This is a genomic window from Chromobacterium alticapitis (genome assembly GCF_002924365.1).
Taxonomy (GTDB): Bacteria; Pseudomonadota; Gammaproteobacteria; order Burkholderiales; family Chromobacteriaceae; genus Chromobacterium; species Chromobacterium alticapitis.
The window spans coordinates 38,019-61,933 of the sequence record NZ_PQWB01000097.1; the positions used below are offsets into that span (position 1 = coordinate 38,019).

The 23,915-nt window shown below is 63.6% G+C and carries 22 protein-coding genes; 9 read left to right on the plus strand and 13 right to left on the minus strand.

Annotated elements, in window-relative coordinates:
* Positions 1-110: 110 nt before the first annotated feature.
* Positions 111-491 (plus strand): type IV pilus assembly protein FimV, encoded by a 381-nt coding sequence (locus C2I19_RS17260; protein ID WP_233201252.1) that lies wholly within the window; start codon positions 111-113, stop codon positions 489-491.
* 57 nt (positions 492-548) lie between these two features.
* Here the strand turns inward: C2I19_RS17260 and msbA are convergent, their stop codons facing one another.
* From msbA to cysG, 11 genes are all read right to left on the minus strand, one after another.
* The gene (gene msbA, locus C2I19_RS17265; protein ID WP_199181246.1) at positions 549-2,303 is read right to left on the minus strand and encodes a lipid A export permease/ATP-binding protein MsbA; all 1,755 of its coding nucleotides are present in this window, start codon (positions 2,301-2,303) and stop codon (positions 549-551) included.
* 15 nt (positions 2,304-2,318) lie between these two features.
* A complete protein-coding gene (locus tag C2I19_RS17270; RefSeq protein WP_103903889.1) occupies positions 2,319-3,209 on the minus strand; it encodes a hypothetical protein in 891 nt (296 codons plus the stop codon).
* Between the two features lie 8 nt (positions 3,210-3,217).
* On the minus strand, positions 3,218-4,543 hold the full coding sequence (locus C2I19_RS17275) for an O-antigen ligase family protein (RefSeq protein ID WP_158253749.1): 1,326 nt from the start codon (positions 4,541-4,543) through the stop codon (positions 3,218-3,220).
* On the minus strand, positions 4,540-5,658 hold the full coding sequence (locus C2I19_RS17280) for a glycosyltransferase family 9 protein (protein WP_103903891.1): 1,119 nt from the start codon (positions 5,656-5,658) through the stop codon (positions 4,540-4,542). Before C2I19_RS17280 ends, C2I19_RS17275 begins: the two co-directional genes overlap by 4 nt.
* A gap of 10 nt (positions 5,659-5,668) precedes the next feature.
* A complete protein-coding gene (locus C2I19_RS17285; protein ID WP_103903892.1) occupies positions 5,669-6,799 on the minus strand; it encodes a glycosyltransferase family 4 protein in 1,131 nt (376 codons plus the stop codon).
* Positions 6,796-7,878, minus strand: a complete 1,083-nt coding sequence (gene rfaQ, locus C2I19_RS17290; RefSeq protein WP_103903893.1) for a putative lipopolysaccharide heptosyltransferase III — start codon at positions 7,876-7,878, stop codon at positions 6,796-6,798. Before rfaQ ends, C2I19_RS17285 begins: the two co-directional genes overlap by 4 nt.
* Positions 7,879-8,000: 122 nt before the next feature.
* Complete coding sequence (locus tag C2I19_RS17295; RefSeq protein ID WP_233201253.1) at positions 8,001-8,774, minus strand: glycosyltransferase family 2 protein; 774 nt, start codon at positions 8,772-8,774, stop codon at positions 8,001-8,003.
* Positions 8,775-8,868: 94 nt separating this feature from the next.
* Positions 8,869-10,605, minus strand: coding sequence for a phosphoenolpyruvate--protein phosphotransferase (gene ptsP, locus C2I19_RS17300; protein WP_103903894.1), 1,737 nt, complete (start codon positions 10,603-10,605; stop codon positions 8,869-8,871).
* Positions 10,606-10,715: 110 nt separating this feature from the next.
* On the minus strand, positions 10,716-10,985 hold the full coding sequence (locus C2I19_RS17305) for an HPr family phosphocarrier protein (protein WP_103903895.1): 270 nt from the start codon (positions 10,983-10,985) through the stop codon (positions 10,716-10,718).
* The gene (locus tag C2I19_RS17310) at positions 10,972-11,379 is read right to left on the minus strand and encodes a PTS sugar transporter subunit IIA (RefSeq protein WP_103903896.1); all 408 of its coding nucleotides are present in this window, start codon (positions 11,377-11,379) and stop codon (positions 10,972-10,974) included. Before C2I19_RS17310 ends, C2I19_RS17305 begins: the two co-directional genes overlap by 14 nt.
* 100 nt (positions 11,380-11,479) lie before the next feature.
* Positions 11,480-12,892, minus strand: coding sequence for a siroheme synthase CysG (cysG, locus tag C2I19_RS17315; RefSeq protein WP_103903897.1), 1,413 nt, complete (start codon positions 12,890-12,892; stop codon positions 11,480-11,482).
* Between the two features lie 168 nt (positions 12,893-13,060).
* Between cysG and C2I19_RS17320 the strand changes: the two genes are divergently transcribed.
* Both C2I19_RS17320 and C2I19_RS17325 read left to right on the plus strand, forming a co-directional pair.
* On the plus strand, positions 13,061-14,992 hold the full coding sequence (locus tag C2I19_RS17320; protein WP_158253750.1) for a sensor domain-containing diguanylate cyclase: 1,932 nt from the start codon (positions 13,061-13,063) through the stop codon (positions 14,990-14,992).
* 12 nt (positions 14,993-15,004) lie between these two features.
* Complete coding sequence (locus tag C2I19_RS17325) at positions 15,005-15,826, plus strand: DUF3025 domain-containing protein (RefSeq protein WP_233201254.1); 822 nt, start codon at positions 15,005-15,007, stop codon at positions 15,824-15,826.
* Here C2I19_RS17325 and C2I19_RS17330 read toward each other — a convergent pair.
* Entirely contained in the window at positions 15,778-16,986 is a 1,209-nt protein-coding gene (locus tag C2I19_RS17330; RefSeq protein ID WP_103903922.1) for a YihY family inner membrane protein, read from the minus strand. The two genes, C2I19_RS17325 and C2I19_RS17330, sit on opposite strands and share 49 nt — an antisense overlap.
* A gap of 99 nt (positions 16,987-17,085) precedes the next feature.
* Between C2I19_RS17330 and wrbA the strand changes: the two genes are divergently transcribed.
* The gene (gene wrbA, locus C2I19_RS17335; RefSeq protein ID WP_103903900.1) at positions 17,086-17,682 is read left to right on the plus strand and encodes an NAD(P)H:quinone oxidoreductase; all 597 of its coding nucleotides are present in this window, start codon (positions 17,086-17,088) and stop codon (positions 17,680-17,682) included.
* 694 nt (positions 17,683-18,376) lie between these two features.
* Here wrbA and C2I19_RS17340 read toward each other — a convergent pair.
* A complete protein-coding gene (locus C2I19_RS17340) occupies positions 18,377-19,150 on the minus strand; it encodes an AraC family transcriptional regulator (RefSeq protein WP_103903901.1) in 774 nt (257 codons plus the stop codon).
* Between the two features lie 97 nt (positions 19,151-19,247).
* Between C2I19_RS17340 and C2I19_RS17345 the strand changes: the two genes are divergently transcribed.
* From C2I19_RS17345 to C2I19_RS17365, 5 genes are all read left to right on the plus strand, one after another.
* Positions 19,248-20,447 carry an MFS transporter gene (locus tag C2I19_RS17345; protein WP_103903902.1) on the plus strand — a complete coding sequence of 400 codons (1,200 nt, stop codon included), beginning with the start codon at positions 19,248-19,250 and terminating at the stop codon, positions 20,445-20,447.
* Positions 20,448-20,611: 164 nt separating this feature from the next.
* On the plus strand, positions 20,612-21,154 hold the full coding sequence (locus tag C2I19_RS17350) for an iron transporter (protein ID WP_103903903.1): 543 nt from the start codon (positions 20,612-20,614) through the stop codon (positions 21,152-21,154).
* Positions 21,155-21,255: 101 nt separating this feature from the next.
* A complete protein-coding gene (locus tag C2I19_RS17355; protein WP_103903904.1) occupies positions 21,256-21,591 on the plus strand; it encodes a cupredoxin domain-containing protein in 336 nt (111 codons plus the stop codon).
* Between the two features lie 15 nt (positions 21,592-21,606).
* Complete coding sequence (locus C2I19_RS17360; RefSeq protein ID WP_103903905.1) at positions 21,607-22,431, plus strand: FTR1 family iron permease; 825 nt, start codon at positions 21,607-21,609, stop codon at positions 22,429-22,431.
* A complete protein-coding gene (locus tag C2I19_RS17365) occupies positions 22,428-23,882 on the plus strand; it encodes a 4Fe-4S binding protein (RefSeq protein WP_103903923.1) in 1,455 nt (484 codons plus the stop codon). Before C2I19_RS17360 ends, C2I19_RS17365 begins: the two co-directional genes overlap by 4 nt.
* Positions 23,883-23,915: the final 33 nt, after the last annotated feature.

Below are 23,915 nucleotides of genomic sequence, written 5' to 3' on the forward strand. Positions count from 1 at the left end.
TTTTTCAGGCTGTTCCGGCGGCTACGGAATTATACGGATTGCGGGCCGCCTTCCCCATCAGAATAATCAACAGACTACATAAGATGTTGTACCACGAGGGGGAGAACAAAATGGACGTCTTTACGGCGCTGGCCAGCAGTTTGGCCATGATGCTTGCCTACTATACGCTGCGCCACTTCTGGCGCCGCCTACGCTACGTCAAGCCCGCGCACCGCGGCATTGACCCCATAGGCGAGGCGGAGGTCTACCTGGCCTACGGCCGCACGCGCGAAGCCGTGCGCGTGCTAAAAGATTCATTACGCGATGATCCGAACAACCTCCATGCCAAAGTCGCATTGCTGCGCGCCTACTCCAGCGCCCGCGACAGCGAAGCCTATGTGTTGCTGGCCCGCGATGTGCAGGCCCAAGTGCAAGGCCAGCCCGTCTGGCGCACCATTCAGGAAAACGGCCGCGAGCTGGCGCCGCAGGAACCCTTGTTCGCCAAGCTGTAACGCTGCAGCAAGAAAAAGGGCCGCGATTCGCGGCCCTTGTCTCATGCAAACTGCCCTCTACTGGGGCTGAAGCTCGCTGAATTGCAGGCTATGCAACTTGGCGTACATGCCGCCGCTCGCCAACAGTTCGCCGTGGCGTCCCTCCTCCACCAAGCGCCCCTGGTGCATCACCACGATCCGATCGGCATTTTCAATAGTGGATAGCCGGTGGGCGATGACGATCGTCGTGCGGTTACGCATCAGATTTTCCAAGGCCGCCTGCACCAACCGTTCCGACTGGGTATCCAATGCCGAGGTCGCTTCGTCCAGAATCAGCAGCGGCGCATTCTTCAGCAAGGCTCGGGCGATCGCCAGCCGCTGACGCTGGCCGCCAGACAGCCTGGCGCCGTTTTCGCCGATCTCGGTATCCAGGCCATCCGGCAAAGCCTCGATGAACTCCAGCGCGTTGGCTGCGCGCGCCGCCTCCACAATCGCCTCCCGCGATGCGTCCTCCCTGCCGTAAGCGATATTGGCCGCCACGGTATCGTTGAACAGCTCCACATGCTGGCTGACCAAAGCAATGTTCGCGCGCAGCTGATCCAGCGGGATCTCGGTCAAAGGCACGCCGTCCAGCAACAGGCGGCCGGCAGCAGGCTCATAAAAGCGCGGCACCAAGCTTGCAAGCGTGGTTTTGCCGCTGCCGGACGAGCCGACCAGCGCCACGGTTTCGCCTGGCTGGATCGCCAGGTCTATGCCGGACAAGGCCGGCCTTTCCACATTCGGATAACTGAAGCTGACGGCATCGAAGCTCAGCTGTCCACGGACCGCGCCAGCAGCGCGCGAACCGTGATCCGGTTCGCCCGGTTCGTCGATAAAGGCGAACACCGACTCAGCCGCAGCCAGGCCGCGCTGCATCGCCTGCGATACGCTGGTAATGCGCTTGACCGGCGCGAACAGACCCAACATGGCTGTCATGAAAGCCATGAACTGGCCGGCAGTCAAGCCACCGTTCTGCGCGCGCATGCCGGCGAAGTACAGAATGGCTGCCAGGGCGCAGGCTATCATCAGCTGGGTCACGCCCGTATTGGCCGAGCTCGCAGCGCTCTGCTTGACCTGATTGCGCCGCAACGCCTCCGCCGCGAAGATGAAGCGTGCCAGTTCGCGTGCCTGGCCGCCATAGACTTTGATCGCGCGCTGGCACTGTATGCTCTCCGCCAGCACTTGCATCATCTGCGCCATATGCTGCTGGTTCTGCTTGGCCAGGCCGCGCAAGCGCTTGCCCACCAGCCTCATGCAATAGCTGACGGCGGGCAGCACCACCAGGCAAATCAGCGTCAGTTGCCAGTCTATATACAACAGCATGCCCAGCAGCCCGAGGGCGGTCACCCCGTCGCGCACCGTCACGGTGATGACATTAAAACCTGCCTCAGTCACCTGATTGACATCATTGGTGATGCGGGACATCAAGCGGCCAGACTGATGCTCGTCGTAATAATGGGCGGGCAACCGCACCAGCTTGGCGAACATCTGCTGGCGCAGCGTCTGCACCAGATGGCCAGTCAGCCAGCTAGCCGTATATTCATTGACAAAGCCGGCCACGCCGCGCATCAGAAACACGCCTACGATGGCCAGTGGCACCCAGGCGATGACATGAGGGTCTTTTTTAACAAAACCGCCATCTATCAAGGGCTGCGTCAAATAGGCAATGGCGGACTCGGTCAAAGCCGCCACGACCATGGACAACATCGACAGCAGCAATATCTTCCAATAGCCCAGCAAATACCCCAGCAAGCGGCGATAAATGGCCCAGTTGTACTGCAAAGATTGCTTCAACTCGCTCTCCAAAAACTATGCGGCAGATGCTCGCAGGCTCAACCAGTCTCGCCCCGAAGCCAAAGCCTTAGCCAGATTCTGGCACAACTCGGCCTTTTGCTTGAACACATCGTTATAGCTGATGTTTCCGATATGGAACCAGGTGTCATCCACCATCTCCACGCTAGCCTGTCCGCCAGAATAAGGGTCCACGACATCCCAAAACTCTCGATTAGCAAAGGCAAGCTGCTCTCGTTTCAAATGGGAGTAGACCGGTTTCCAATTGCGCCCCCCGGTGTCCAGGCCATTGGAAAAGTCATAGAGGAAATTCAAATCACGGCCTGCCACATGCGCATAATCAAATGCGCAATATCCTGCCCATAGCTGCCACGCCCAATCACTGGCATTGATCAGGCCATAAACTGGCTGCTTGCGTAGCGATTTAAAACAAGAACTAGGTAAAACCGGAATCATGTCATGGTCGATGAAGGCAAAAGAAACTGGCTTGATCGCCTTGACCACATTATGGTAGGCCCAGTTCATGGCGAAGCCATGCGATCGATTGACGTGGCGCGTAGGATTTTCCGGCAGCCCAAGATAGGGAACGTCATGCGCCGCACACACTTGGGCGATCCTAGCTCTCATGTCAGTATTGCGGGAATTGTCGAATACGACCAGCTGCATATCGCTAATGTTTTGCCTTGCCATCTGCAATTGCCAATCCAGCGCCCAAGGCTGCTCAAAGGCGACAACAAGGCCTAATCCCTTGTCAAATCCAGCGCAACGTGTCAGAAACGCATCCACACCGTTTACCGATTGATGGACATAATTACGCAGCCAAATATCATTGCGCAACTGTTTGAATGCATCGCTGAGCGGCAACATCTCCAGCCACTCCCTGCCCGCATAAAGAGAAATTTCACGCATATTTAGCTCTATTCATCTATTTTCTGAACTGGCGACGCTGCACGCTGAACACTTCTAGTGCATATTTCAGCCATCAATGCGCCAGCCATAAACAGAAAAAGCTGCAACATATGATCTTTGTTCACACTCTCGATCAACATGCGTCCCAAATAACCTGTTGTCAGCAATATCAGGACCAAGCCCAGTATTTCGTTTTCTTGCACAAAAGCGCGACAACCAAAATGAATAAAAACTACTGCCACGCACAGCCATAGAAAAATGCCTGGCACACCCAGACTTATTCCCCAATCAATAAAGCCGCTGTGGCTATGACCCACACCATTCGGATATCCCACCTCAGTTAGTGCACGAGAGAATGCATCTCTGGAGAATCCATACCCCAGCGGCCGCTCAATAATCAAATCCAAACCGCTATGAATCCAAGCGATGCGCTCATATGCAGAACCATCCACTTGCACACCATCCGTCCTCTTGGGCAAGGGTCCCCGCCGCAACCATGCCTGACTTTCTGTATAATTCCATCCTGCCTTGGCCGAGACGACAAAAACCTGGTTGCGTGGATCTTTTTTATATGAGTACCCCGCGACCCCCCCCACGACAAGTATCACAGAAAGCCCCGTCAGCAACACCTTGGGCCCACTCAATTTATGCTTGGAAAACAATAGATAAACAATAAGCATGGATAGGCTCAAATAAACCATGCCTATCATGCCATTGCGCGCCCCAGCAAACAGACTAACTTGGACCAGCAAGCCTATGCATAGTAACAATACGGAGGGGCGCAACAACCAGCGCTGTCGCCAAGCCCCGCCAAAACACAGCGCCGTGGCGAGGAAAGCCAGCACCGCGTTCAGATAGAACGTCAACTCCAGTTTGGTCTCGGTGGTAAAAGTTTCCATATAGGGCCAAGAGCCCGTCAGCCAATGTTGATATATCGCGTGCCCAAGCTCCGCCGTGGACAGTGCAACACCTGACAGGATGACGGCCTCCAGGATTGATAATGGCAAACGTCGGGAAAACAACAGCATCCCGGCGACGCACCACAGAGCGCCCACCAGCAGCTGACTCTGAATTTCCGACCAAGAGCGCTCCAGCCAGCCCGAGAGGAAATAAGCCTGCAAGATGGCATAGGTCAAAAACAACCCCAGCGCGAACAAGGGCGGATACAAACGCTTGTCCAGCGTGCGAAGCGCGGGCAAGCCCAAGCTCAGCATAAGAAGCAGTAATACGTAACGCAATGCGACCGTATGAGGAACGCTGGCCAGCGTCAAAAATGCCAAGCTCAGCATCAGAGTGAGTACATCTCGCGGCCTCAGCCCAAACCACAACTTCATTTCAATAGCCCTACAACTTTTTGAATCACATCCTGCGCATCGATTGCCTGCATGCACAATGCCTGCCGGCAAGCGCCATCCTGGCGGCCGAAGCGGCGCTCGCATCGACGGGCCCAGGCTACAGGACGATGATGCACGGTCTGTTGGCTGCGGCAGGGAAACCAAGCGGGGCCGGCTCCGACGCAGGGAAAACGAGAGAAGAACCGGCTGCCGCCAAACAGCGTCTCGCTGCCGGGTCCAAACAGCATTAATAAAGGCGTACCCACCACTTTGGCCAGATGCGCGATCCCGGTATCGGGACAGACGCAGGCGCTCGCCCTTGCTAGCACACCTCGCAACTGAACCAGATTGAGATTGCCCGCCATTACCAGATCATCAGCCTGCGGCAAACCCTTCAGCAACGCCTGTTCGCCCGGCCCGCATGACCACAATACGCGCAAGCCGCGCCCGCGAATGGCCGCAGCCACCTCGGACCAGCCTTGCTCCGTCCAATAGCGGGTAGCCGAACTAGCCCCCACATGCAATACCACGTAGCCAGCTTCCGGCAACGGCGGCAATTCGACAGCCGGCAGCGGCCAGTCTTCCAGCCGGAAAGGCTGCGGCGGCTCGCCTTCGATCAGGCGCGGCGCGGTGTCGGTCCAGGCCTCGGCCTCATCGGCGTATGGCACAGCCTGATCCAGCAACCAGTTCTTATAGGCTGGCCGCTCGCCGGCGAAGCCGACAATCCAGCGCGCGCCCAACGCTCTGGCCAAAAAGCTCAAGCGGTTCTCACCCATCAGGTAGGCCATGTCGAAACGCGGTTCGGCGAACAGTCTGCGGATGGAGGTGAAATCACGCGGATGCCAGGGCAGCGCGCGGATGCCGTAAGGCCTGTCCGCATACAGCGGCGCCTGCCCCGGCGGACAAGCCAATACGATGTCAGCCCGGGGAAATTGCTCCCGAGCCTTGGCGAGCAGGCTCGTAGCCATCAAGGCATCGCCAAGCAAGAACTGATGCAGGATCAGCACGCGGCCGACGCGTTCCCGCCGGGGCTGTCTGCGCAGCGGTTGCAGCAGCAGACGGCAAAACAAGGCGGAAAAAATCAATAAACGTCCAGGAAAACGGCCTGGCTTCACGTACTTCTCCTCATGCGGCCAGCAAGCGGCCGTACACTTCCAGCATTCGTCCCACCATCGCAGACTCGGTCAGAGGCAACACGGCGTCCCTCGCCTCGCGTCCCATCTCCGGCCAACGCGGCCGCGCCGCCAGCCAATCGCCCACCAGAGCCTGCCATGCGGCATCATCGCCCGGCCGAGCCAGCCAGCCGGTTCGGCCGCTTCGCAGCAGTTCGCCCGCGCCGCAGCGCGTGCTGGTCAGCACCGGCAGGCCGCAGGCCATCGCCTCGGCCACCACCAGGCCGAACGGCTCGTAGACGGACGGCAGGATGAAGCCATCCGCCATGCCGTAATAGGAGCGGACATCGCTCTGGCTGCCGACGAAAATCACCCGGTCGGCCACGCCCAGCTCGACTGCGAGCTGGCGGTAGCGGTCTTGATGCTTGTCGCCTCCCACCACTACCAGATGCACCGCGGCATGCGGGACGAGCGCGCGCAGGGCCTGCGCCACGCCTTTGCGGGCGAAGCCGGAACCAACATATGCCAGCACCGGCGCGTCGGCGGCGAGGCCAAGCGCGGCTCGCATGTCAGCCCGGCCCGCTCTCGCGTCCTCTGGATTGAAATAAACGCTGTCTATGCCGTTATGGATGACGAAGCAGCGCGACTCGGGCAATCCGGTGTAGCGCATGACGTCCTGCTTGACCATATCGGAGATGCAGATCACGCCGCGGAAATCCGGGTGGCGGTACATGGCCTGCTCGGATCGGCGCATATAGTGGTGGTAAGGATTGCAGGCGATGGCCAGCCGCGCGCGCCAGCCCCCCTGCTCCACCCGCGTCGCCAGCCAGGCCTCGTGCACGCCGTCGTCGGCGCGATAGACATGGCAGCCAGGGATGCGCTCATGCGACTGCACCAGCTCCGCGCCCAGCGCCTGCCAGGCGCGGCGCGCGGCGCGGGCGAAGCTCCAGTCCCGCCACACGCTGCCCAGATAGAACGGATCGACCTGAACGGCCTCTACGCCATCCAGCGCCTCCCAGCGCCGATTCACCAGCACCGGTCGCAGCCAATCGCTGCCGGCCAGCTGGCGGATCACGGCGCTGACGATGCGCTCCGCGCCGCCGGCCGGATTATACTTCTGACGGACGATGGCCAAGCGCTTCATGCGGTCTCCTCCAGCACGGCATCCACGGCGTCCAGCACCTGGCGCACGCTGATCGTCTCCAGACAGGCGCTGCGCCATCCGCCTCCGCAGCCGGCATTGCCGCAGGGCCGGCAGGGCAGGTCCGCGCGGACTACCCGATGCGGCGTCCGCCAAGGGCCCCACTCGATGTCGCCGGAGGGGCCGAACAGCGCCACGCAGGGCGTGCGCATCGCCGAAGCGATGTGCATGGGCACGGAGTCCACGCCGATGTACAGCCTCGCGCCGCCTATCGCAGCCGCCAGTTCCTTCAGGCTCAGTTGGCCGGCCAGGCTGGCAACGGGATATTGCAGGCGTGACTCGATGGCGGCCACCATCGCCAGTTCTTCCTCGCTCGGCGCCGCGGACAAGACCACCCGTTGCCCGCGCGCGCTCAAAGCGTCGATCAGCTCGGCCATGTTCTCCACGGTCCAGCTCTTGAACGACCAGCGCGAGGTAGGATGCACCAGGATATAGGCGCCCGACGCCAGGCCGCGCTCGGCCAACTTGGCCCGCAGCGTCTCTTCCGCATTCGCGCCTGGCACCAAGGTCAGCGCGCGCTGATCTTCGGCCGGATACACGCCGATGCGGCGCAAGGCGTCCAGATGGATTTCTATGGTGTGGCGGCGGTTGCCCGGCACCGTCAGATAGCGGTGGCTGAAGCTTTTCTTGAAGAAGCGGCCATAAGGGCCGCTCGGCCCCACCGCCCAGCGCGGCTTCAACCAGCGCGCCAGCCAGGCGCCCCGATTGTGCTCGGTCAGCGTGATCACCAGATCGTAGCGGCGGGCCCGCAGCCGGGACAGCAGTCCCCACTCCGCGCGCAGTTGGCCAAGCGGCCCCAGCTTCTTCCAGCCGCGGTCTATGGTGTGCAACTGGCAGATGCCGGGATGCAGGCTCAGCATCTCGCGGGTATCGTGATAGACCAGCGCATCGATTTCGGCATGAGGCGCCTGCGCCTGCAGCGCAGAAAACACGGGCGAGGTCAGCAGCACATCGCCATGATGGCGCAATTTGATCACCAGCACGCGGCGAAGCGAGGCAAGGTCGATGGTATCGTTGAGCATTTTTTCATAAAAAGAGCCAGGCAAATGCCCAGCTCAGCATCCAGCTGCCGCAATGGGGGCAGCGATTTCATCAAGGGTCGGACGGAAAAGTCCGCGCCAAGCCGCACTGGCGGACAATACGCTCAATTCGATATTTCAGGCGATTGTTCCGACAGATACAGCAATTTGAGTTGGCGGTAATAGGTGCCCTCAGCATTAGCCACCGCCAGCACGAAGCCCTCCCGACCGTCGAGAAAGCCGCGGCGCACAATATAGGTGCGCAGGAAAGACCAAACGGCCTTGCCTATCACCGCGCCCATGCCGCCCGACCGTTTGCCCTTGGCGTGGCGCTGCCGCGCGCCGGCCGAGGAGTAGCGATTGAGCTTGTCCAGCACATCGTCCAGTCCATCATACGAGTAATGCAGCAAATCGCCGCGCAGCACCGGCGCCGCGCCCGCGAACAACAACTTCTCGTGCACAAGATCGTCCGAAAACGCCGCCATGCCCCGGCGAAACAGGCGCGGCACATGATCCGGCCGCCAGCCGCTGTGATGCATCCAGCGCCCGCAGAAATTGGACAGCCGCGACAGGCTGTATACACCGTCCGATCCATTGCTGACTGTTTCCACGATGGCCGACGCCAGTTCGGGCGTCAGCACCTCATCCGCGTCCAGCGACAATATCCAGTCGGTCTGCAAATACGATACCGCCCGAGCTTTCTGTATGCCGAAGCCCGGCCAATCCAGATGCGAGAACACCTGCGCGCCGAAGCGCTCGGCGATCTCCAGCGTGGCGTCCTGGCTGCCGGAATCCACGATGACGATGTCAGCCGCGATCTCGCGCACCGACGCCAGGCAGTCCGCCAGGTGCGCGGCGGCATTCTTGGTAATGATCGCGATGCCAAGCGAAATCGGCACGATTGGGCCATCCTTTCCGGCGGACCGTTTACCTTGTTGGCGCCGGCCCCGCCATTCCATTGTGCCATTCCACATTGACTCCGGCCGGCCCCATTCAGCCCGGTTCCGTATTCAACAGCAGCAGCAAATCGGCTATTTTATCAGGATCTTCTGATCTAAGCATGCGCGCCGCGACCGGCGCGATTTCATCGAGATGACTGGTCAGCACCTGCTGCTTCACCGCCAGCAGATTGGCCGGATGCATGGAGAACTTGCGCAGGCCCATGCCCAGCAGCAACCGGGTCAGCTTGGCGTCGCCCGCCATCTCGCCGCATACCGAGACCGGCACATTGGCCTTGATGCCGGTCTTGATGGTGTGCAGAATCAGCTTCAGCACCGCGGGGTGGATGGGGTCGTACAGATGGCTGACCGTGTCGTCGTTGCGGTCTATCGCCAGCGTGTACTGGATCAGGTCATTGGTGCCTATGGACAGGAAGTCCACATGCTTGGCCAGGCTGCCGGCCACCAGCGCCGCTGAGGGAATTTCTATCATCGCCCCCACTTCGACGTCGTCGGCATAGCCTATGCCCTCGTCGCGCAGCTCCTCCTTGGCATACTCGAACTGCGCCAGCGCCTGCCTCAGCTCCGGCAGCGAGTTCAGCATGGGGAACAGCACGCGGATCCGGCCATGCACCGAGGCGCGCAGCAGCGCGCGCAACTGGGCGCGGAACATCAGCGGCTCCGCCAGGCACAGCCGGATACCAGTCAGGCCCAGCGCCGGGTTGTCGGCCTGGTTGTGGCCCAGCCACTTCGGACTCTTGTCCGCCCCCAGGTCCATGGTGCGGATGGTGACGGGCATGCCCTTCATCGTCGCCGCCACATGGCGGTAGGCCTCGAACTGTTCGTCCTCGGTCGGCAAGGTGTCGCGGCCCAGAAACAGAAACTCGCTGCGGAACAGGCCGATACCGACCACGCCGGACTCGCGCACCTCTTCCACGTCCTGCGGCCGTTCGATATTGGCCAGCAGCTCGATCACCGTGCCGTCGCGCGTCACCGCGCTGGACTTGCGGATGGACGACAGCTTGCGCCGCGCGCCGCGCCAGGCGCGCAGCCGGCGGCGGTACTCGTTCAGCACCAGATGGTCCGGATTGATGATCACCACGCCCTGCTGGCCGTCGACGATGATCATTTCGTCCTGGCGGATCAGCTCGCGGCCGTGATGCAAGGCGATCACCGACGGCAGATCCAGGCTGCGGCCCAGAATGGCGGTATGCGAGGTGGCGCCGCCGACATCGGTGATGAAGGCGGCGAAGTTGGAATCCTTGAAATAAACCATGTCGGCTGGCGACAGGTCGTGCGCCACCAGGATGTGGTCTTCCACCAGATCTTCCGGCGCCGGCAACTGCGGCGCGTCGCCGTCCAGATTGGTGAAAATGCGCTCGACCACCTGCAGCACGTCGTTCTTGCGCTCGCGCAGGTAGTCTTCCTCGATCGCGTCGAACTGCTCGATCAGATGGTCGCACTGCAGCTTCAACGCCCATTCGGCGTTGCAGCGCTGTTTCTCGATGATCTCGCGCGGCTCGCGCGAGATGGTGACATCGCCCAGCAGCATGATGTGCAGCGACAGGAAAGCGCCCAGCTCCGCCGGCGCGTTCTCCGGGATGCTGCCCCACAGCATCTCCAGCTCCTTGCGCGTGGCTCTCACCGCCTCGTCGAAACGCGTCTTCTCCGCCGGGATCTCGTGATCTTCCAGCAGATAGTGCGCCACATCGTCCATGCTGCGCGAAATCAGGTGGGCCCGACCTATGGCGATGCCCCCGCCTATGGCCACCCCATGCAGGATGATGCTCATTGCCCCTCCCCGGACAGGCCGTGTTGTTGTGTCTTTGCCTGCCGCTATCACCGCGGCTTAAGCCGCGGCCTCCCTGAATGGCCGGGGAAAGCCGGCCCTCCGCTCGCTTGTCACTCCGCTTCGTCGAAGCGATTGTTGATCAGCGCGATCAGCGCCTCCAGCGCCTGCTGCTCGTCCTCGCCGCTGACTTCCAGCTCCACCTTGGCGCCCTTGGCCGCCGCCAGCATCATCACGCCCATGATGCTCTTGCCGTTGACGCGGCGATTGTTGCGGGCGATGAAGATATCGCTCTTGTAACGACTGGCCAGCTGGGTGAACTTGCTGGACGCGCGCGCGTGCAGTCCCAGCTTGTTGATGATTTCCACTTCAGATCGCAGCATTTCCTTCCCCCGGAATAATATAAAGCACGCCTTCCAGTCCGCCGGTGATCGCCTTGCTGACGACGATTTCCAGCGGCTGGCTGCTGTAGCACAGCGCCCGCACCAGCATGGGCAGGTTGACGCCCGCCACCGCCTCCACGCGCCCCGGCCGGATCAGCCGGCTGGCGATATTGGACGGCGTGCCGCCATACATATCGGTCAGCACCACCACGCCATCGCCCTGCTCCAGCCCGTCGACCAGGCTTTGCGCCTCGCCCAGCTTGCGTTCCGGGTCTTCCGTCTTGTCGACGGCCATGACCGCCAGATTATCCGGTTCCCGTCCCAGGATGTGCCTGGCGCAATCCGCCAGGCTCCGCCCCAGGTCTCCATGTGCAATTATCAGAACACCTACCATGCCTCAGTGTCTTCAGAGTTGGCGCGCCGGACGGACCGCCCGCCGCATGATTTTGAGCAAAGCTCGAACGCGCGCGGGCTGCGCCCGCGCATCCGCGAAATCAATCTTCCCGAATTGTAACAGCTGAATTCTCGCTGCGGCGGAACCAGGCCAGCTTGTCGGCCAATTCCACCACTTCGCCCACGATGATCAAGGCCGGCGAGGCGATGCCATGCGAGGCCATCAGACCGGGCAAACTCGATAAAGTGCCGCACACCGTGCGCTGTCTTTCCGTGGTAGCCCATTCCACCGCCGCCGCTGGCGTATCCGCGCCGCGGCCATGCTCGACGAAGGCCTGGCATAGCTCGGCCGCCGTGGACACGCCCATATACACCACCACCGTCTGCTGCGGCCGCGTCAGCGCCTGCCAATCCAAGTCTATGCTGCCATCCTGCTTGTGTCCGGTGACGAAGGTGACGGACTGCGCGTAGTCGCGGTGGGTCAACGGAATGCCGGCGTAGGCCGCCGCGCCGCTGGCCGAGGTGATGCCGGGCACCACTTCGAACGGAATGCTCTGCTCCGCCAGCGTGGCGATCTCCTCGCCCCCGCGGCCAAAGGTGAACGGATCCCCGCCCTTCAGCCGCAACACTCTTTTACCCTGCTTGGCCAAGGTCACCATCAACTGGTTGATGTCATCCTGCGGCAGGGCATGATTGGCGCGCGCCTTGCCCACGTACACGCGCTCGGCGTCGCGCCGCACCAGCTCCAGCAGCTCCGGCGCCACCAGCTTGTCGTACAGCACCACATCCGCCTGCTGCATCAGTCTGAGCGCGCGGAAAGTCAGCAGATCGGGGTTGCCGGGTCCGGCGCCTACCAGATAGACCGCGCCGCGCGGCGCCTCGGCCCCGGCCGCGATGCGTTTTTCCATTTCCGTCCGCGCCGCCGCCTCATCGCCGTTCATCACCATATCGGCCAGCGGCCCCTCCAGCACGGTTTCCCAGAACCGGCGCCGGCTGTCCACGTCCGGGAAGCGCGCCTTCACTGCGTCGCGAAACATCGAGCCGAAGCGCGCCAGGCGGCCGTAACCGGCCGGAATCAGGCTCTCCAGCCGCGCGCGGACTTGGCGCGCCATCACCGGCACGCTGCCGCCGCTGGCCACCGCCACCATCAAAGGCGAGCGGTCGATGACAGCCGGGCTGATGTAGCGCGAGGCCTCGGCGTCGTCCACCACATTGACCAGGATGCCCCTCGCCTCGGCATCCGCCGCCACCTGGCGATTGACCGCGGCGTCATCCGTAGCGGCCACCGCCAGCCGCATGCCGGCCAGCTGTTCCGCCGCGTAACGCGCGCCCAGATGCTTCAGCTCGCCGCGCTCGGCCATTTCCGCCAGTTCCGGCGCCAACTCCGGCGCCGCCACCGTCAGCGCCGCGCCAGCGGCCAGCAACAAGCGCGCCTTGCGCAAAGCCACCTCGCCGCCGCCGACCAGCAGGCAGGGCTGTTGCCTCAGTTTCAGAAAAATCGGAAAAAATTCCATTTCGCGCTCCCGCCTCGCCTGCATCGCCATTATTTGCGTCCAAGCATACTGTATTTGTTGCGTAAATACGACGCTGGCACGGCACGACTGCGCGTGCCGCGCCGGCAAGCCCCCGGTCAATGTCAAAATTCCCGTTTTCCCCTGCGGATGGATTCGTTGCAAAGCTGTTTGATTCCCGTCCTGCGCCGGATCCGCCAGGCTTGGCCGCTATGCGCGCCGCTGACCGCGAACGCCGCGGATGCCTCCCCCGACGCCGGCCTGGCCGGCGCTGGCTGGTTGCTGGCGGCCACCGCCATCGCCCTGTGGCTGTACGGCCTGCTGCGGCAACGCCGCGCGCGCGCCACGCTGCGCGACGCCCGCCTGGGGCTGCTGGAGTTTCGCCTTCCGCAGCAACGGGTGCGCGGCCGCGCGCAATCGCTGCAGCGCTTGCTCGGCATGCCCGCCCATACCCGCGACATGGACTTCGCCCGCTGGCTGAGCCTGCTGCACCCGGAAGACCGCCCCCGCTTCGCCCAATTGCTGGAGTCGCCGCCGCCTCCTGAAGCCAATTCCGAGGTGCGCGTCCGTCATCACAGCGGACATTGGGAATGGCTGGAAATCACCTGGCGCTCCAGTTGGCGCGGCGGCCGCGTGCAAAAGCTGACCGCGCTGTGCCGAGTCGCCACCGCGCGCAAACACCACGAGGCCGCGATGATCCGCCGCGAGCAGCAATTCCGCACCCTGGTGGACAACTCGGAAGACATCGTCGCCCGCTACGACCTGGAGCTGCGCTGCCTGTTCATCAACCGCAGCGTCTCCCGCTATTTCCCGCTCCCGCTGGAAGAGCACCTGGGCAAGACGCCGCGCGAGAAAGGCTGGAGCGAGGAAGCCAGCAGCCGCTTCGAACAGGAATGCCGCCAGCTGATCAACACCTGGGAAGCGCGCAATTTCGAGCTGGAGCTGTACCACGGTCCGCATCGCCATATTTTCGAGATCCGGCTGTTTCCGGAATTCGACAGCGCCGGCATGCTGAAAACCATACTGTCGGTCGACCGCGAGGTCACCGCCAGCCGCCAGGGCGAAAAACTGCTGGCCGAGGAAAACGCGGTGCTGGAAATGATAGCCGGCAACCACCCGCTGCCGCAGACGCTGAACCAGATCTGCCAGATGATGGAGTCGCAGCAGCCCAAGGGCATGTGCAGCATCATGCTGCTGGACGAGGATGGCCAGGCGCTGCGCTTCGCCGCGGGCCTCAGCCTGCCCGCCGCCTACCGCAAACTGATAGACCGCGTGGAAATTGGCCCCAGCGTAGGCTCCTGCGGCACCTCGGCCCACTGGAAGCGCACCATCGTGGTGGACGACATATTGAAAAGCCCCTTGTGGGCGCACTCGCTGGACAAGGTGCAACCGTTCGACCTGCGCGCCTGCTGGTCCACGCCCATTTTCTCCAGCGACCGCCGCCTGCTCGGCACCTTCGCCACCTATTACCGCGAGCCGCGCAGCCCCACCCCAGAAGAATTGGCGCTGGCCCATCGCAGCACCCACATCATCGCCATCGCGCTGCAGCGCCACGGCCACGAGAAGCAGCTGTACCGGCTGGCGACCCAGGACGGGCTGACCGGCTTGAACAACCGCCGCCAGTTCATCGAGCTGGCGGACCGCGAGCTCGAGCGCGGCCGACGCACCCAGGGCCCCTTGTCGGTCATGATGATGGATCTGGACCACTTCAAGCAGATCAACGACCGGCACGGCCACGCCGTGGGCGATACGGTGATCCGCCACTTCGCCGATCTATGCCGCGACGCGCTGCGCGCCAGCGACTTGTGCGGCAGGCTGGGCGGCGAGGAATTCGCCGCGCTGCTGCCTGACACCGCCCTCGCCGAAGCCATGCAAGTGGCGGAACGACTGCGCGCCGCCGTCGCCGCCGCCCGGCTGCCGCTGGACGACGGCGAGCTGTCCTACACCGTCAGCATAGGCGTGGCGCAGCAGCGGCCGGACGAGCAGGACATAGACGAAGTGCTCAGCCGCGCCGACAAGCAGCTCTATCTCGCCAAGCACGAAGGCCGCAACCGCGTCTTCGCCATCGATGCCCCGCCGCCGCCGCGGACGATTTCCGGTTAGAATGGCGCCTTTTTGCAACCCATTCCCGCCGTGAACCGCTGGCATACCCATTACCTCGCCCACCCGCTGTACCGCCCGGTGCGGCGCTTCGTCCCCGCGCTCGCCGATTGGCCCGGCCAGACCGAATACGACGCCCTGCTGGCCGCCGCCCGCGCAGATGGCGCGCCGCTGCCCGATACGTTGCGCTTCGTCTGCGAACTGGAGCCTGAGACATATTATGAGGCGCACATCGGCGCCACCGGCGAGGTGCCCACTCGGCCGCAAAACGGGCACGACTGGTTCAACGCGCTGGCCTGGCTGGCCTGGCCGCAGGCCAAGGCCGCCCTGAACCGACGCCATGTACGGGCGATCGCCCGCGGGGAAATCCAGCGCGGCCCGCTGCGCGACGCGGCCACGCTGCTGGATGAATGCGGCGTGATCGTAGCCACCTCCGATCCGGCCCTGGGGCAGGCGCTGGACGATATGCGCTGGCAAGAACTATTCATCGCGCGCCGCGCCGACTGGGGCCGGCGCATAGACGCCTTCACCTTGGGCCACGCAGTAATGGAGATGGGATTGACGCCGCACCTAGGCTGGTGCGGCAAGGCGCTGATTCTGGAAGTAGCGCCCGACTTCTTCGGACAGGGCGACGCGGCGCGACAGCGCCAACTGGATGACGCACTGGCAGCGCGGCTGGACGACGACGCCTTCCTGCCCCGGCCGCGCGCGCTGTGCCCGCTGCCGCTCCTGGGCATTCCGGGCTGGTGGCCGGACAACGAAAATCCGGCCTTCTACGACAACACCGCCTACTTCTGCCCGACGCGGCGCGCGAAATCCCCCACCGTCTCCGCCTGAAGCCCGGCGGTCAACGGCGCCAGCAGCGCGTCCAACTCCCTCTCCAGCGCGTCGCCGCGCGCGCCGTCCCGTCGATAGACAAACAGCTCGAACAGCTCCGCCAGGCTGATCGCGGCGACCCGCTTCATCAGCACCCAAGCGTCGCCATGGCCCTTCTGCACATAGCCGCGCTGCGCCAGCCGGTCCAACACCAGGCCCAGTTCGTCGTAGCCCACCTTCACCGCCTGCCGCAGCTGCGGCGGCGTGAGCGCCTGGCCGCGCCCTTGCGCCGCGTCCAGCAACAACAAGACTTCCAGCGCATCCAGGAAACGCCGGTGCGGCTCGTTTCGCCTACGCCAGGCCTCGCCGTCCCAGTAGGACAGCGCCGAGGTAAACACCGCGCCGGCCAGCACCACCAGCCACAGGCAGTACACCCATAGCAGAAAAATGGGGATGCTGGCGAAAGCGCCGTACACCAACTGGTAGTTCGCCACCTGGCCGATGTAAAAGCCAAACACGGTCTTGGTGATTTCCAGCAAAACCGAGGTGGCCAGCGCGCCGGCCACCGCGTGGCGGAACGGCACGAAGCGGTTGGGCACGATGCGGTACAGCAGCGACAGCACCAGCGCCGTCAGCACGATGGTGCCGCCCACCTCCACCACATCAGCCAACAGCGGCATGTTCTTTTCAAAGCGGGTGGCCTTGAACAGCCAGCGCCAGGACAACAGGCTGCCGCCCAGCACCAGCGGCCCCAGCGTCAATACCGTCCAGTACACCATGCTCTGCTGCAGCCACGGCCGGCCGCGGCGCACGCCCCAGATCGCGTTGAAGGTGCGCTCGATGGTGGACATCAGCATCAGCGCGGTGACGCCCAGCATCACGATACCGGCGGCGGTGAGTTTTTCCGCGTTGTCGGCGAACTGCCGCATATAAACGGTGATCACCTTGCCGGCGAACTCCGGCACCAGGGTGGACAGCAGCAAAATCTTGAAGCGGGTGCTGTATTCGGAAAACACCGGAAACGCTGAAATCACCGTCAGCGCGATGGTGAACAGGGGCACCAGCGCCAGCAGCGTGGTGAAGGTCAGGCTGCCCGAGACCTGCAGCACGCGCAGGCCGCTCATGCGGCGCGCGAGAAAGCGGGCAAAGCCGAAATAGGGTTCGATACGTTGGACTTGCATGGCGGCAAAGGTAAAGCCAAAGCCGCCGCGAAGCAAGGGAGGCAAGGCAGGCCGCTTTGCCCTATCATGCGGCGATCAAAACGGATACATGAGGCAAGCATGCTAGACATTCTGGTGCTGTATTACAGCCAGCACGGCGCCACTCGCGAACTGGCCCGCCTGATCGCCCGCGGCGTGGACGGCGTGCCCGGCTGCCGCGCGCGCCTGCGCACCGTGCCCAAGATCTCCACGGTATGCGAGGCGGTGGCCCCTGCCATCCCGGAAGACGGCGCGCCCTACGTCGAGCGCCAGGACTTGGTCGATTGCGCCGGCCTGGCCTTGGGCAGCCCCACCCGCTTCGGCAATATGGCGTCGGCGATGAAGTATTTCATCGACGGCACCGGCGGCGAATGGATGCAGGGCACGCTGGCGGGCAAGCCCGCCTGCGTGTTCACCAGCTCGGCGTCCTTGCACGGCGGCCAGGAGTCCACACTGTTGACGATGATGATTCCGCTCTTGCACCACGGCATGGTCATCGCCGGCCTGCCCTACAGCGAAGCGGCGCTGACGGCGACGCAAACCGGCGGCACGCCGTATGGAGTCAGCCATGTGTCGGGCATGGATGACCGGCAGCCGATCAGCGAGCATGAGAAGGCGCTGGCCTTGGCGCAGGGGAGGCGGCTGGGGGAGTTGGCGGTAAAACTGGCTGCAAAATAGGGTGAGCAGTCCCCATCATCCGGCTTTGTTGCATAACTATTTTTTGTGCCACTGCGCAGCAAGAAAGTTAGAGAAAATTGCTGACAAATGTGTGAAATTTCCCACCAAAAATCTGCCATATTTTGGCATGATTTTGAGTTATGCAACAAAGCCTCTTGTAGGGCGGAAGCCCCAACGGGGCGTTCCGCCATCTTTCCTTCGCTGAGATTTGTCCAAATGATTAGGACCAAACCGATTCGCCGACTCCCCCATCAGCGCAAGCCGGCTTCGAAGCCATTCCCAAGGTTTTAAGACGCCCTTTGTTTGAGCGGGGCGACGCTAGCGCCCCGCGAGTTGGGCGGCGCCTTGGGAATGGCTTTGGAGACGGGGTTTCGCGGCGCTGTCGGGGCGGCCTGGGATCGCCAAGGGGCTGGCCGCACAGCCCCTGGCCCGTCCGCCGGGCGGAACCGGCCTCAAACATCATCCGCGAAGCGGATTCCATAGATCGATTAGGAATGTCAGCGCGGACAAGGCCTGCTAGCTTTCGCTCTCCGAATAACCCGGAATCGAACCGACGCGCCCCTCTCCCCAACCCCTCTCCCGCAAGGGGAGAGGGGCTTGCCGGCCCATCGGCTAAGCCGAGCAACAGAAATGGCCCGTCCACCTGGCGCAATGGCGGAACACCCGGCCATGCCGGGTTTTCACCCTACACCCGCTACGACGCCGCCAAAAAACTGCTCGGCGGCGCGCCCAGCTCGCGCTTGAACATGGTGGCGAAGGCGCTGGGACTGGCGTAGCCCAGGTCCAGCGCCACTTTCAACACGCTGTCTCCGCAAGCCAGCCGCTGCAAGGCCAGCATCAGCCGCGCCTGGCGCCGCCACTGGCCGAAGCTCAAACCGGTTTCGCGGCGGAAGCGGCGCTGCAGGGTGCGCGGGTCCAGCGCCAGCTCGCGCGCCCATTCCGCCGCGCCGCGCGCGTCGTCCGGGTGGGCCAGCCAGGCATCGCACAGCTGGCGCAGGGCGATGGAAGACGGATGAGGCAGCGACAGCGGCAAAACCTTGGCGCGGGCTATCTCCTCCAACAACAAGTCCATCACCTTCTCATCGCGCGAGCCCGCCTCGCACGGCACCGCCACCGCAATTGCCGCCACCACCAGTTCGCGCAGCAGCGGAGTCACCTCCAGCACGCAGCACTCCGCAGGCAGGCCTTGCAGCTTGTCCTGCCGCACGTAGATGCTGCGCATGCGCACAGCGCTGACCATGCGCACTTGGTGCCAAGCGCCGATCGGCAGCCAGATGGCGCGCGTCGGCGGCACCACCCATTGGCCGCGCTCGGCGCTGACCAGCATCAGCCCCTCCACCGCGCACAGCAGTTGCGCAGTGGGATGGTGATGACGCGGCGTTTCCAGCCCGGCCGGATAATCGCGCGGCTTGCCCCGCACCGGCTCCAATCCCTGGTCAAACTGGTTCAAATGATCGAAGCTGTTCACAAACGCCTCTTTCAATAAGATAGATGCCCCATTTTGGCAGGACTGACGTGATTGTGCTTGTTAGCATGGCTCCATCCACCGTATCGAGCATCACGCCATGACCACTAGCACCCAGAGCGCCGCGCCGGCGCAGGACACGCGCTTCCGCGTGCTCGGCGCCATCAGCTTCTCGCACTTCCTCAACGACATGCTGCAGTCCTTGCTGGTCGCTCTGTACCCCTTGCTCAAGGGCAACTATCACCTGAGCTTCGCCGAAATCGGCCTGCTGACCTTCACTTTCCAGTGCACCGCCTCCCTGCTTCAGCCGCTGGTGGGCATCTATACCGACAAGAAGCCGCAGCCGTATTCGCTGGTATTCGGCATGGGTTCCACGCTGATAGGCCTGTTGCTGCTGTCCAGCGCCGGCAGCTTCCCGCTGCTGCTGCTGGCCGCGGCGCTGATCGGCACCGGCTCGTCTATCTTCCATCCCGAATCGTCGCGCGTGGCGCGCATGGCCTCCGGCGGCCGGCCCGGCCTCGCCCAGTCCATCTTCCAGGTGGGCGGCAACGCCGGCAGCGCCACCGGCCCGCTGCTGGCCGCGCTGATCGTGCTGCCGCTGGGCCAGGCCAGCGTAGCCTGGTTCAGCCTGGTCGCCTTGCTCGCCATGCATGTCTTGTTTCGCGTCGGCCGGTGGTACGCCCACCAGCAGCGCCAGGCGAAGAAAGCCGCCGCCATCGCTCCGTCCGGCCTGTCTTCCGGCCGAGTCAAACTGACCCTGCTGCTGTTGCTGCTGCTGGTATTCTCCAAGCACTTTTATCTGGCCAGCATTTCGAGCTACTACACGTTTTACCTGATCCACCATTTCCACATCGGCGTTCAGTCGGCGCAGTTGCTGCTGTTCCTGTTCCTGTTCGCGGTGGCCGCCGGCACCGTGCTGGGCGGCCCCATAGGCGACGCCATCGGCCGCAAGCGAGTGATAGGCTTCTCCATTCTCGGCATCGCCCCGCTGACGCTGCTGCTGCCGCACGCCAATCTGTTCTGGACCGCGGCGCTGTCGCTGCCTATAGGCTTCATCCTGGCCTCGGCCTTCCCGGCCATCCTGATCTACGCCCAAGAGCTGCTGCCCGGCAAGGTGGGCATGGTGTCCGGCATGTTCTTCGGCTTCGCCTTCGGCATAGGCGGCATAGGCGCGGCGGTGCTGGGCGAACTGGCGGACCTCCGCGGCATAGAGTTCGTCTACCAGCTTTGCGCCTTCCTGCCGCTGCTGGGCCTGGCGGCGCTGGCGCTGCCCAATTTGCACCCCAAGGCCAAAGCCTGAGGCGCCCCGGCAAGAACCGTCCCTCTCGCTGCCGGCCGTCTTCTCAAGTGACGGCCGCGCGAGAAACCCCACTCCCGCATCAAGGTTTGCAAACGATAATTACTAGCATTATTATTCCAGGCACAAAGCCGAGCGATTCGGCCGAACCTAATAAGGAAAACATAATGCGTCGCTTTGTCTGCCAGCTGGCTATCGCCAGCGTCGCCCTGTCCGCCTCCTTCGCCGCCATGGCCAAGGAATATCCCATCGGCAAGCCGGCCCTGAAGAACGGCATGGAAATCGGCGCGGTGTATCTGCAGCCGACCAAGATGGAGCCGGAAGGCATGATGCTGAAGGCCGAGGCCTCCGACGTTCACCTAGAAGCCGACATCCACGCCACCAAAAACAACCCCAACGGTTTCGAAGAAGGCGCCTGGATGCCCTACCTCGTGGTCAAATACGAACTGACCAAGGTAGGCGGCAAAACCCAGAAGGGCGACCTGATGCCCATGGTGGCCAACGACGGCCCGCACTACGGCGACAACGTCAAACTGCAAGGCCCGGGCAAGTACAAGCTGAAGCTGACGGTGCTGCCGCCCAGCGCCAACGAGCACGCCCACTTCGGCCGCCACGTGGACAAGGAGACCGGCGTCGGCCCGTGGTTCAAGCCGTTTGACGTGAACTACGAATTCGTTTTCGCCGGCATCGGCAAGAAGGGCGGCTACTAAGCCAATTGAGAATGTGAACGCAAAGCATTCTTGACTACGATACAATGAAGCGGCGCGGGCCTGGGGTCCGCGCTGTTTCTCATTCCGGGACGATGCATCCTATGAACGCTCTGCGCCTGAGCGCGGCCGCCCTGCTGGCCGCCCTGCTTTCCTCCTCGGCCTTCGCCGACGAGCTGCCCGTCTACAAGCTGCAAATGAAGGACGGCCAGCTGATTCCCGCCCGCCTGCAGGTGCCGGCTGGCAAGAAATTCAAGATCGAAGTGATGAACACCGGCAAAACGCCGGCCGAGTTCGAAAGCATCCCGCTGCGCAAGGAAAAGGTGCTGGGCCCCGGCGCGGAATCCTTCCTGGTGTTCCAGCCGCTGTCGCCGGGCGAGTACAAATTCTTCGACGACTTCCACCCCAAGACCGGCCAGGGCGTCATCGTCGCCAAGTAATAGAGGTAAACGCGAATGGGACAGGTACTCTTCATCGTCTGGCGCGAGAGCGTCGAGGCCCTGCTGGTGGTCGGCATCCTCAACGCCTGGATGAACCATAATCCGGCCGGCCGCGCCGGCAAGCCCTATCTATGGGGCGGCGTGGCGCTGGGCCTGGCCATGGCCATCGCCCTGGCCGTCGCGCTGTTCGCCGCCGGCACGCTGATGGCCGGCGCGCAGGATTACTTCCAGACCGCCATGGTGTTCATCGCCGCCGCGCTGATCGTGCAAATGGTGCTGTGGATGCGCGAGCACGGCCGCACGCTGAAAAAGGAGCTGGAGTCCGGCCTGTCGCAGAAGGCCGCCAGCGGCAGCTGGTGGGGCGTGACCGTGCTGTCGGCCCTGGCCATCGCCCGCGAGGGCAGCGAATGCGTGGTCTTCCTGTACGGCATGCTGGCCGAAGCCCACGGCATGGAGCTGGCCAAGATGGGCCTGGCCGGCGCCGCCGGCCTGGCGCTCGCCTTCCTCACGTTCTATCTGCTGCAATTGGGCGGCAAGGTGCTGTCGTGGCGGCTGTTCTTCCGCGTGACCGAAATCATGCTGCTGCTGCTGGGCGCCTCGCTGTTCCTGAACGGCGTGGAGCGATTGATCTCCATGGACGTGCTGCCCGCCTTGGTGGACCCGCTGTGGGATAGCTCAGCCCTGCTGGACGACATGAGCCCGCTGGGCGGCCTGGTGGCCTCGCTGACCGGTTACCGCGCGCATCCGGCGCTGATGAGCCTGCTCGCTTACGGCCTGTTCTGGGCCGGCATCTGGGCGCTGTTCCAGTGGCGCAACCGCAAGCTGGCGGCCGCCGCATGACGCCTGGCCGTCCGCAGCGCCCGCCGCACAGGGTGATTCCCATCGTCGCCGCCCCCTCCGGCGGCGGCTCCTGTCGCCCTGCGCCGCAGCCGCGCGGCCCGCTGGCCCTCGCGGGAGACTGGCTGCGCGACCACGGCGCGCTGTTGCGCAAACTGCAATGGGCCGTGGTGCTGGTCTACGCCTTTCTGCTGATCGTCCCAGCCTGTCTGGAACTGCCCGGCGACGCGGCGCGGATGTGGAACAATCTGACCATTTTCGCCCAGTTCGTGTTCTGGGGCATCTGGTGGCCTTTCGTATTGCTGTCCATGGTGCTGTTCGGCCGGATGTGGTGCGGCGTGCTGTGCCCGGAGGGCGCGCTGTCCGAATGGGCGGCCCGCAAAGGCATGGGCAGGCCTATCCCGCGCTGGATGCGCTGGGGCGGCTGGCCTTTCGTCGCCTTCGTGCTGACCACGGTCTACGGCCAGCTGGTCAGCGTCTACCAATATCCCAAGGCCGCCCTGCTGGTGTTGGGCGGCTCCACAGTGGCGGCCGTGGCCGTCGGCTTCGTCTATACCCGCGGCAAGCGCGCCTGGTGCCGCCATCTGTGCCCGGTCAACGGCGTGTTCGGCCTGCTGTCCAAGCTGGCGCCGCTGTATTACCGCGTGGATGAAGCCGCCTGGAAGGCCTCGCATGAGCGGACCGCGGCGGTGGATTGCGCGCCGCTGCAGCCGCTCAGGCATATGCAGGGCGGCAGCGGCTGCCATATGTGCGGCCGCTGCAGCGACCACCGTTCGGCCATCGAACTGTCCTCCCGCCCCATGAGCGACGAAGTCGTCCGGGTGGCGGAAAAGGAAGCCGACGGCTGGCAGACGGCGCTGATCGTCTACGGCCTGCTGGGCGTGGCCATGGGTGCCTTCCACTGGACGGTCAGCCCCTGGTTCGTGGCGCTGAAGCAGTCCGCCGCGGAATGGCTGGTGGACAAGGACATCATGTGGCCGCTGGACACCAATGCCCCGTGGTGGCTGCTCACCCACTACCCCATGCACAACGACGTATTCTCCTGGCTGGACGGCGCGGCGCTATTGGCTTATATCGCCGCCACCGCGCTTGCGCTGGGCAGCGGCATGCTGCTTGCGCTGGCATGCTCCGTACTGACGGCCGGCCGTTGGCAAAGGCAGCGCCTGCACCATCTGGCGCAGGCCTTGATCCCGCTGGCCGGCTGCGGCGTGTTCCTGGGTTTGTCCGCGCTGACGGTGACGCTGCTGAAGGCTGAAGGCTATGGCATGCACTGGGTCAACCACGCCCGTCTGGCCCTGCTTGCCGGCGCCAATCTATGGGCCTTGCGGCTGGCTTGCGGCATCCTGGCGCGCTGGGGCGTCCGGCCGCTGCGCGGCGGCCTCGCCCTGCTGGCGTTCAACGTCGCGCTAGCGCTGGTGGACTGCGCCTGGGGCTATATGTTCTGGTGGTGGTAAATCCTTGGTTGCCGGGGGGCGTTGTGCGATAAC

Excerpts from the sequence above, each read along its gene's own strand:
- C2I19_RS17260 (WP_233201252.1), top strand. The coding sequence starts at position 111 with ATGGACGTCTTTACGGCGCTGGCCAGCAGTTTGGCCATGATGCTTGCC.
- C2I19_RS17270 (WP_103903889.1), bottom strand. The coding sequence starts at position 3,209 with ATGCGTGAAATTTCTCTTTATGCGGGCAGGGAGTGGCTGGAGATGTTG.
- C2I19_RS17275 (WP_158253749.1), bottom strand. The coding sequence starts at position 4,543 with ATGAAGTTGTGGTTTGGGCTGAGGCCGCGAGATGTACTCACTCTGATG.
- C2I19_RS17285 (WP_103903892.1), bottom strand. The coding sequence starts at position 6,799 with ATGAAGCGCTTGGCCATCGTCCGTCAGAAGTATAATCCGGCCGGCGGC.
- rfaQ (WP_103903893.1), bottom strand. The coding sequence starts at position 7,878 with ATGCTCAACGATACCATCGACCTTGCCTCGCTTCGCCGCGTGCTGGTG.
- ptsP (WP_103903894.1), bottom strand. The coding sequence starts at position 10,605 with ATGAGCATCATCCTGCATGGGGTGGCCATAGGCGGGGGCATCGCCATA.
- C2I19_RS17305 (WP_103903895.1), bottom strand. The coding sequence starts at position 10,985 with ATGCTGCGATCTGAAGTGGAAATCATCAACAAGCTGGGACTGCACGCG.
- C2I19_RS17310 (WP_103903896.1), bottom strand. The coding sequence starts at position 11,379 with ATGGTAGGTGTTCTGATAATTGCACATGGAGACCTGGGGCGGAGCCTG.
- cysG (WP_103903897.1), bottom strand. The coding sequence starts at position 12,892 with ATGGAATTTTTTCCGATTTTTCTGAAACTGAGGCAACAGCCCTGCCTG.
- C2I19_RS17330 (WP_103903922.1), bottom strand. The coding sequence starts at position 16,986 with ATGCAAGTCCAACGTATCGAACCCTATTTCGGCTTTGCCCGCTTTCTC.
- wrbA (WP_103903900.1), top strand. The coding sequence starts at position 17,086 with ATGCTAGACATTCTGGTGCTGTATTACAGCCAGCACGGCGCCACTCGC.
- C2I19_RS17345 (WP_103903902.1), top strand. The coding sequence starts at position 19,248 with ATGACCACTAGCACCCAGAGCGCCGCGCCGGCGCAGGACACGCGCTTC.
- C2I19_RS17350 (WP_103903903.1), top strand. The coding sequence starts at position 20,612 with ATGCGTCGCTTTGTCTGCCAGCTGGCTATCGCCAGCGTCGCCCTGTCC.
- C2I19_RS17355 (WP_103903904.1), top strand. The coding sequence starts at position 21,256 with ATGAACGCTCTGCGCCTGAGCGCGGCCGCCCTGCTGGCCGCCCTGCTT.
- C2I19_RS17360 (WP_103903905.1), top strand. The coding sequence starts at position 21,607 with ATGGGACAGGTACTCTTCATCGTCTGGCGCGAGAGCGTCGAGGCCCTG.
- C2I19_RS17365 (WP_103903923.1), top strand. The coding sequence starts at position 22,428 with ATGACGCCTGGCCGTCCGCAGCGCCCGCCGCACAGGGTGATTCCCATC.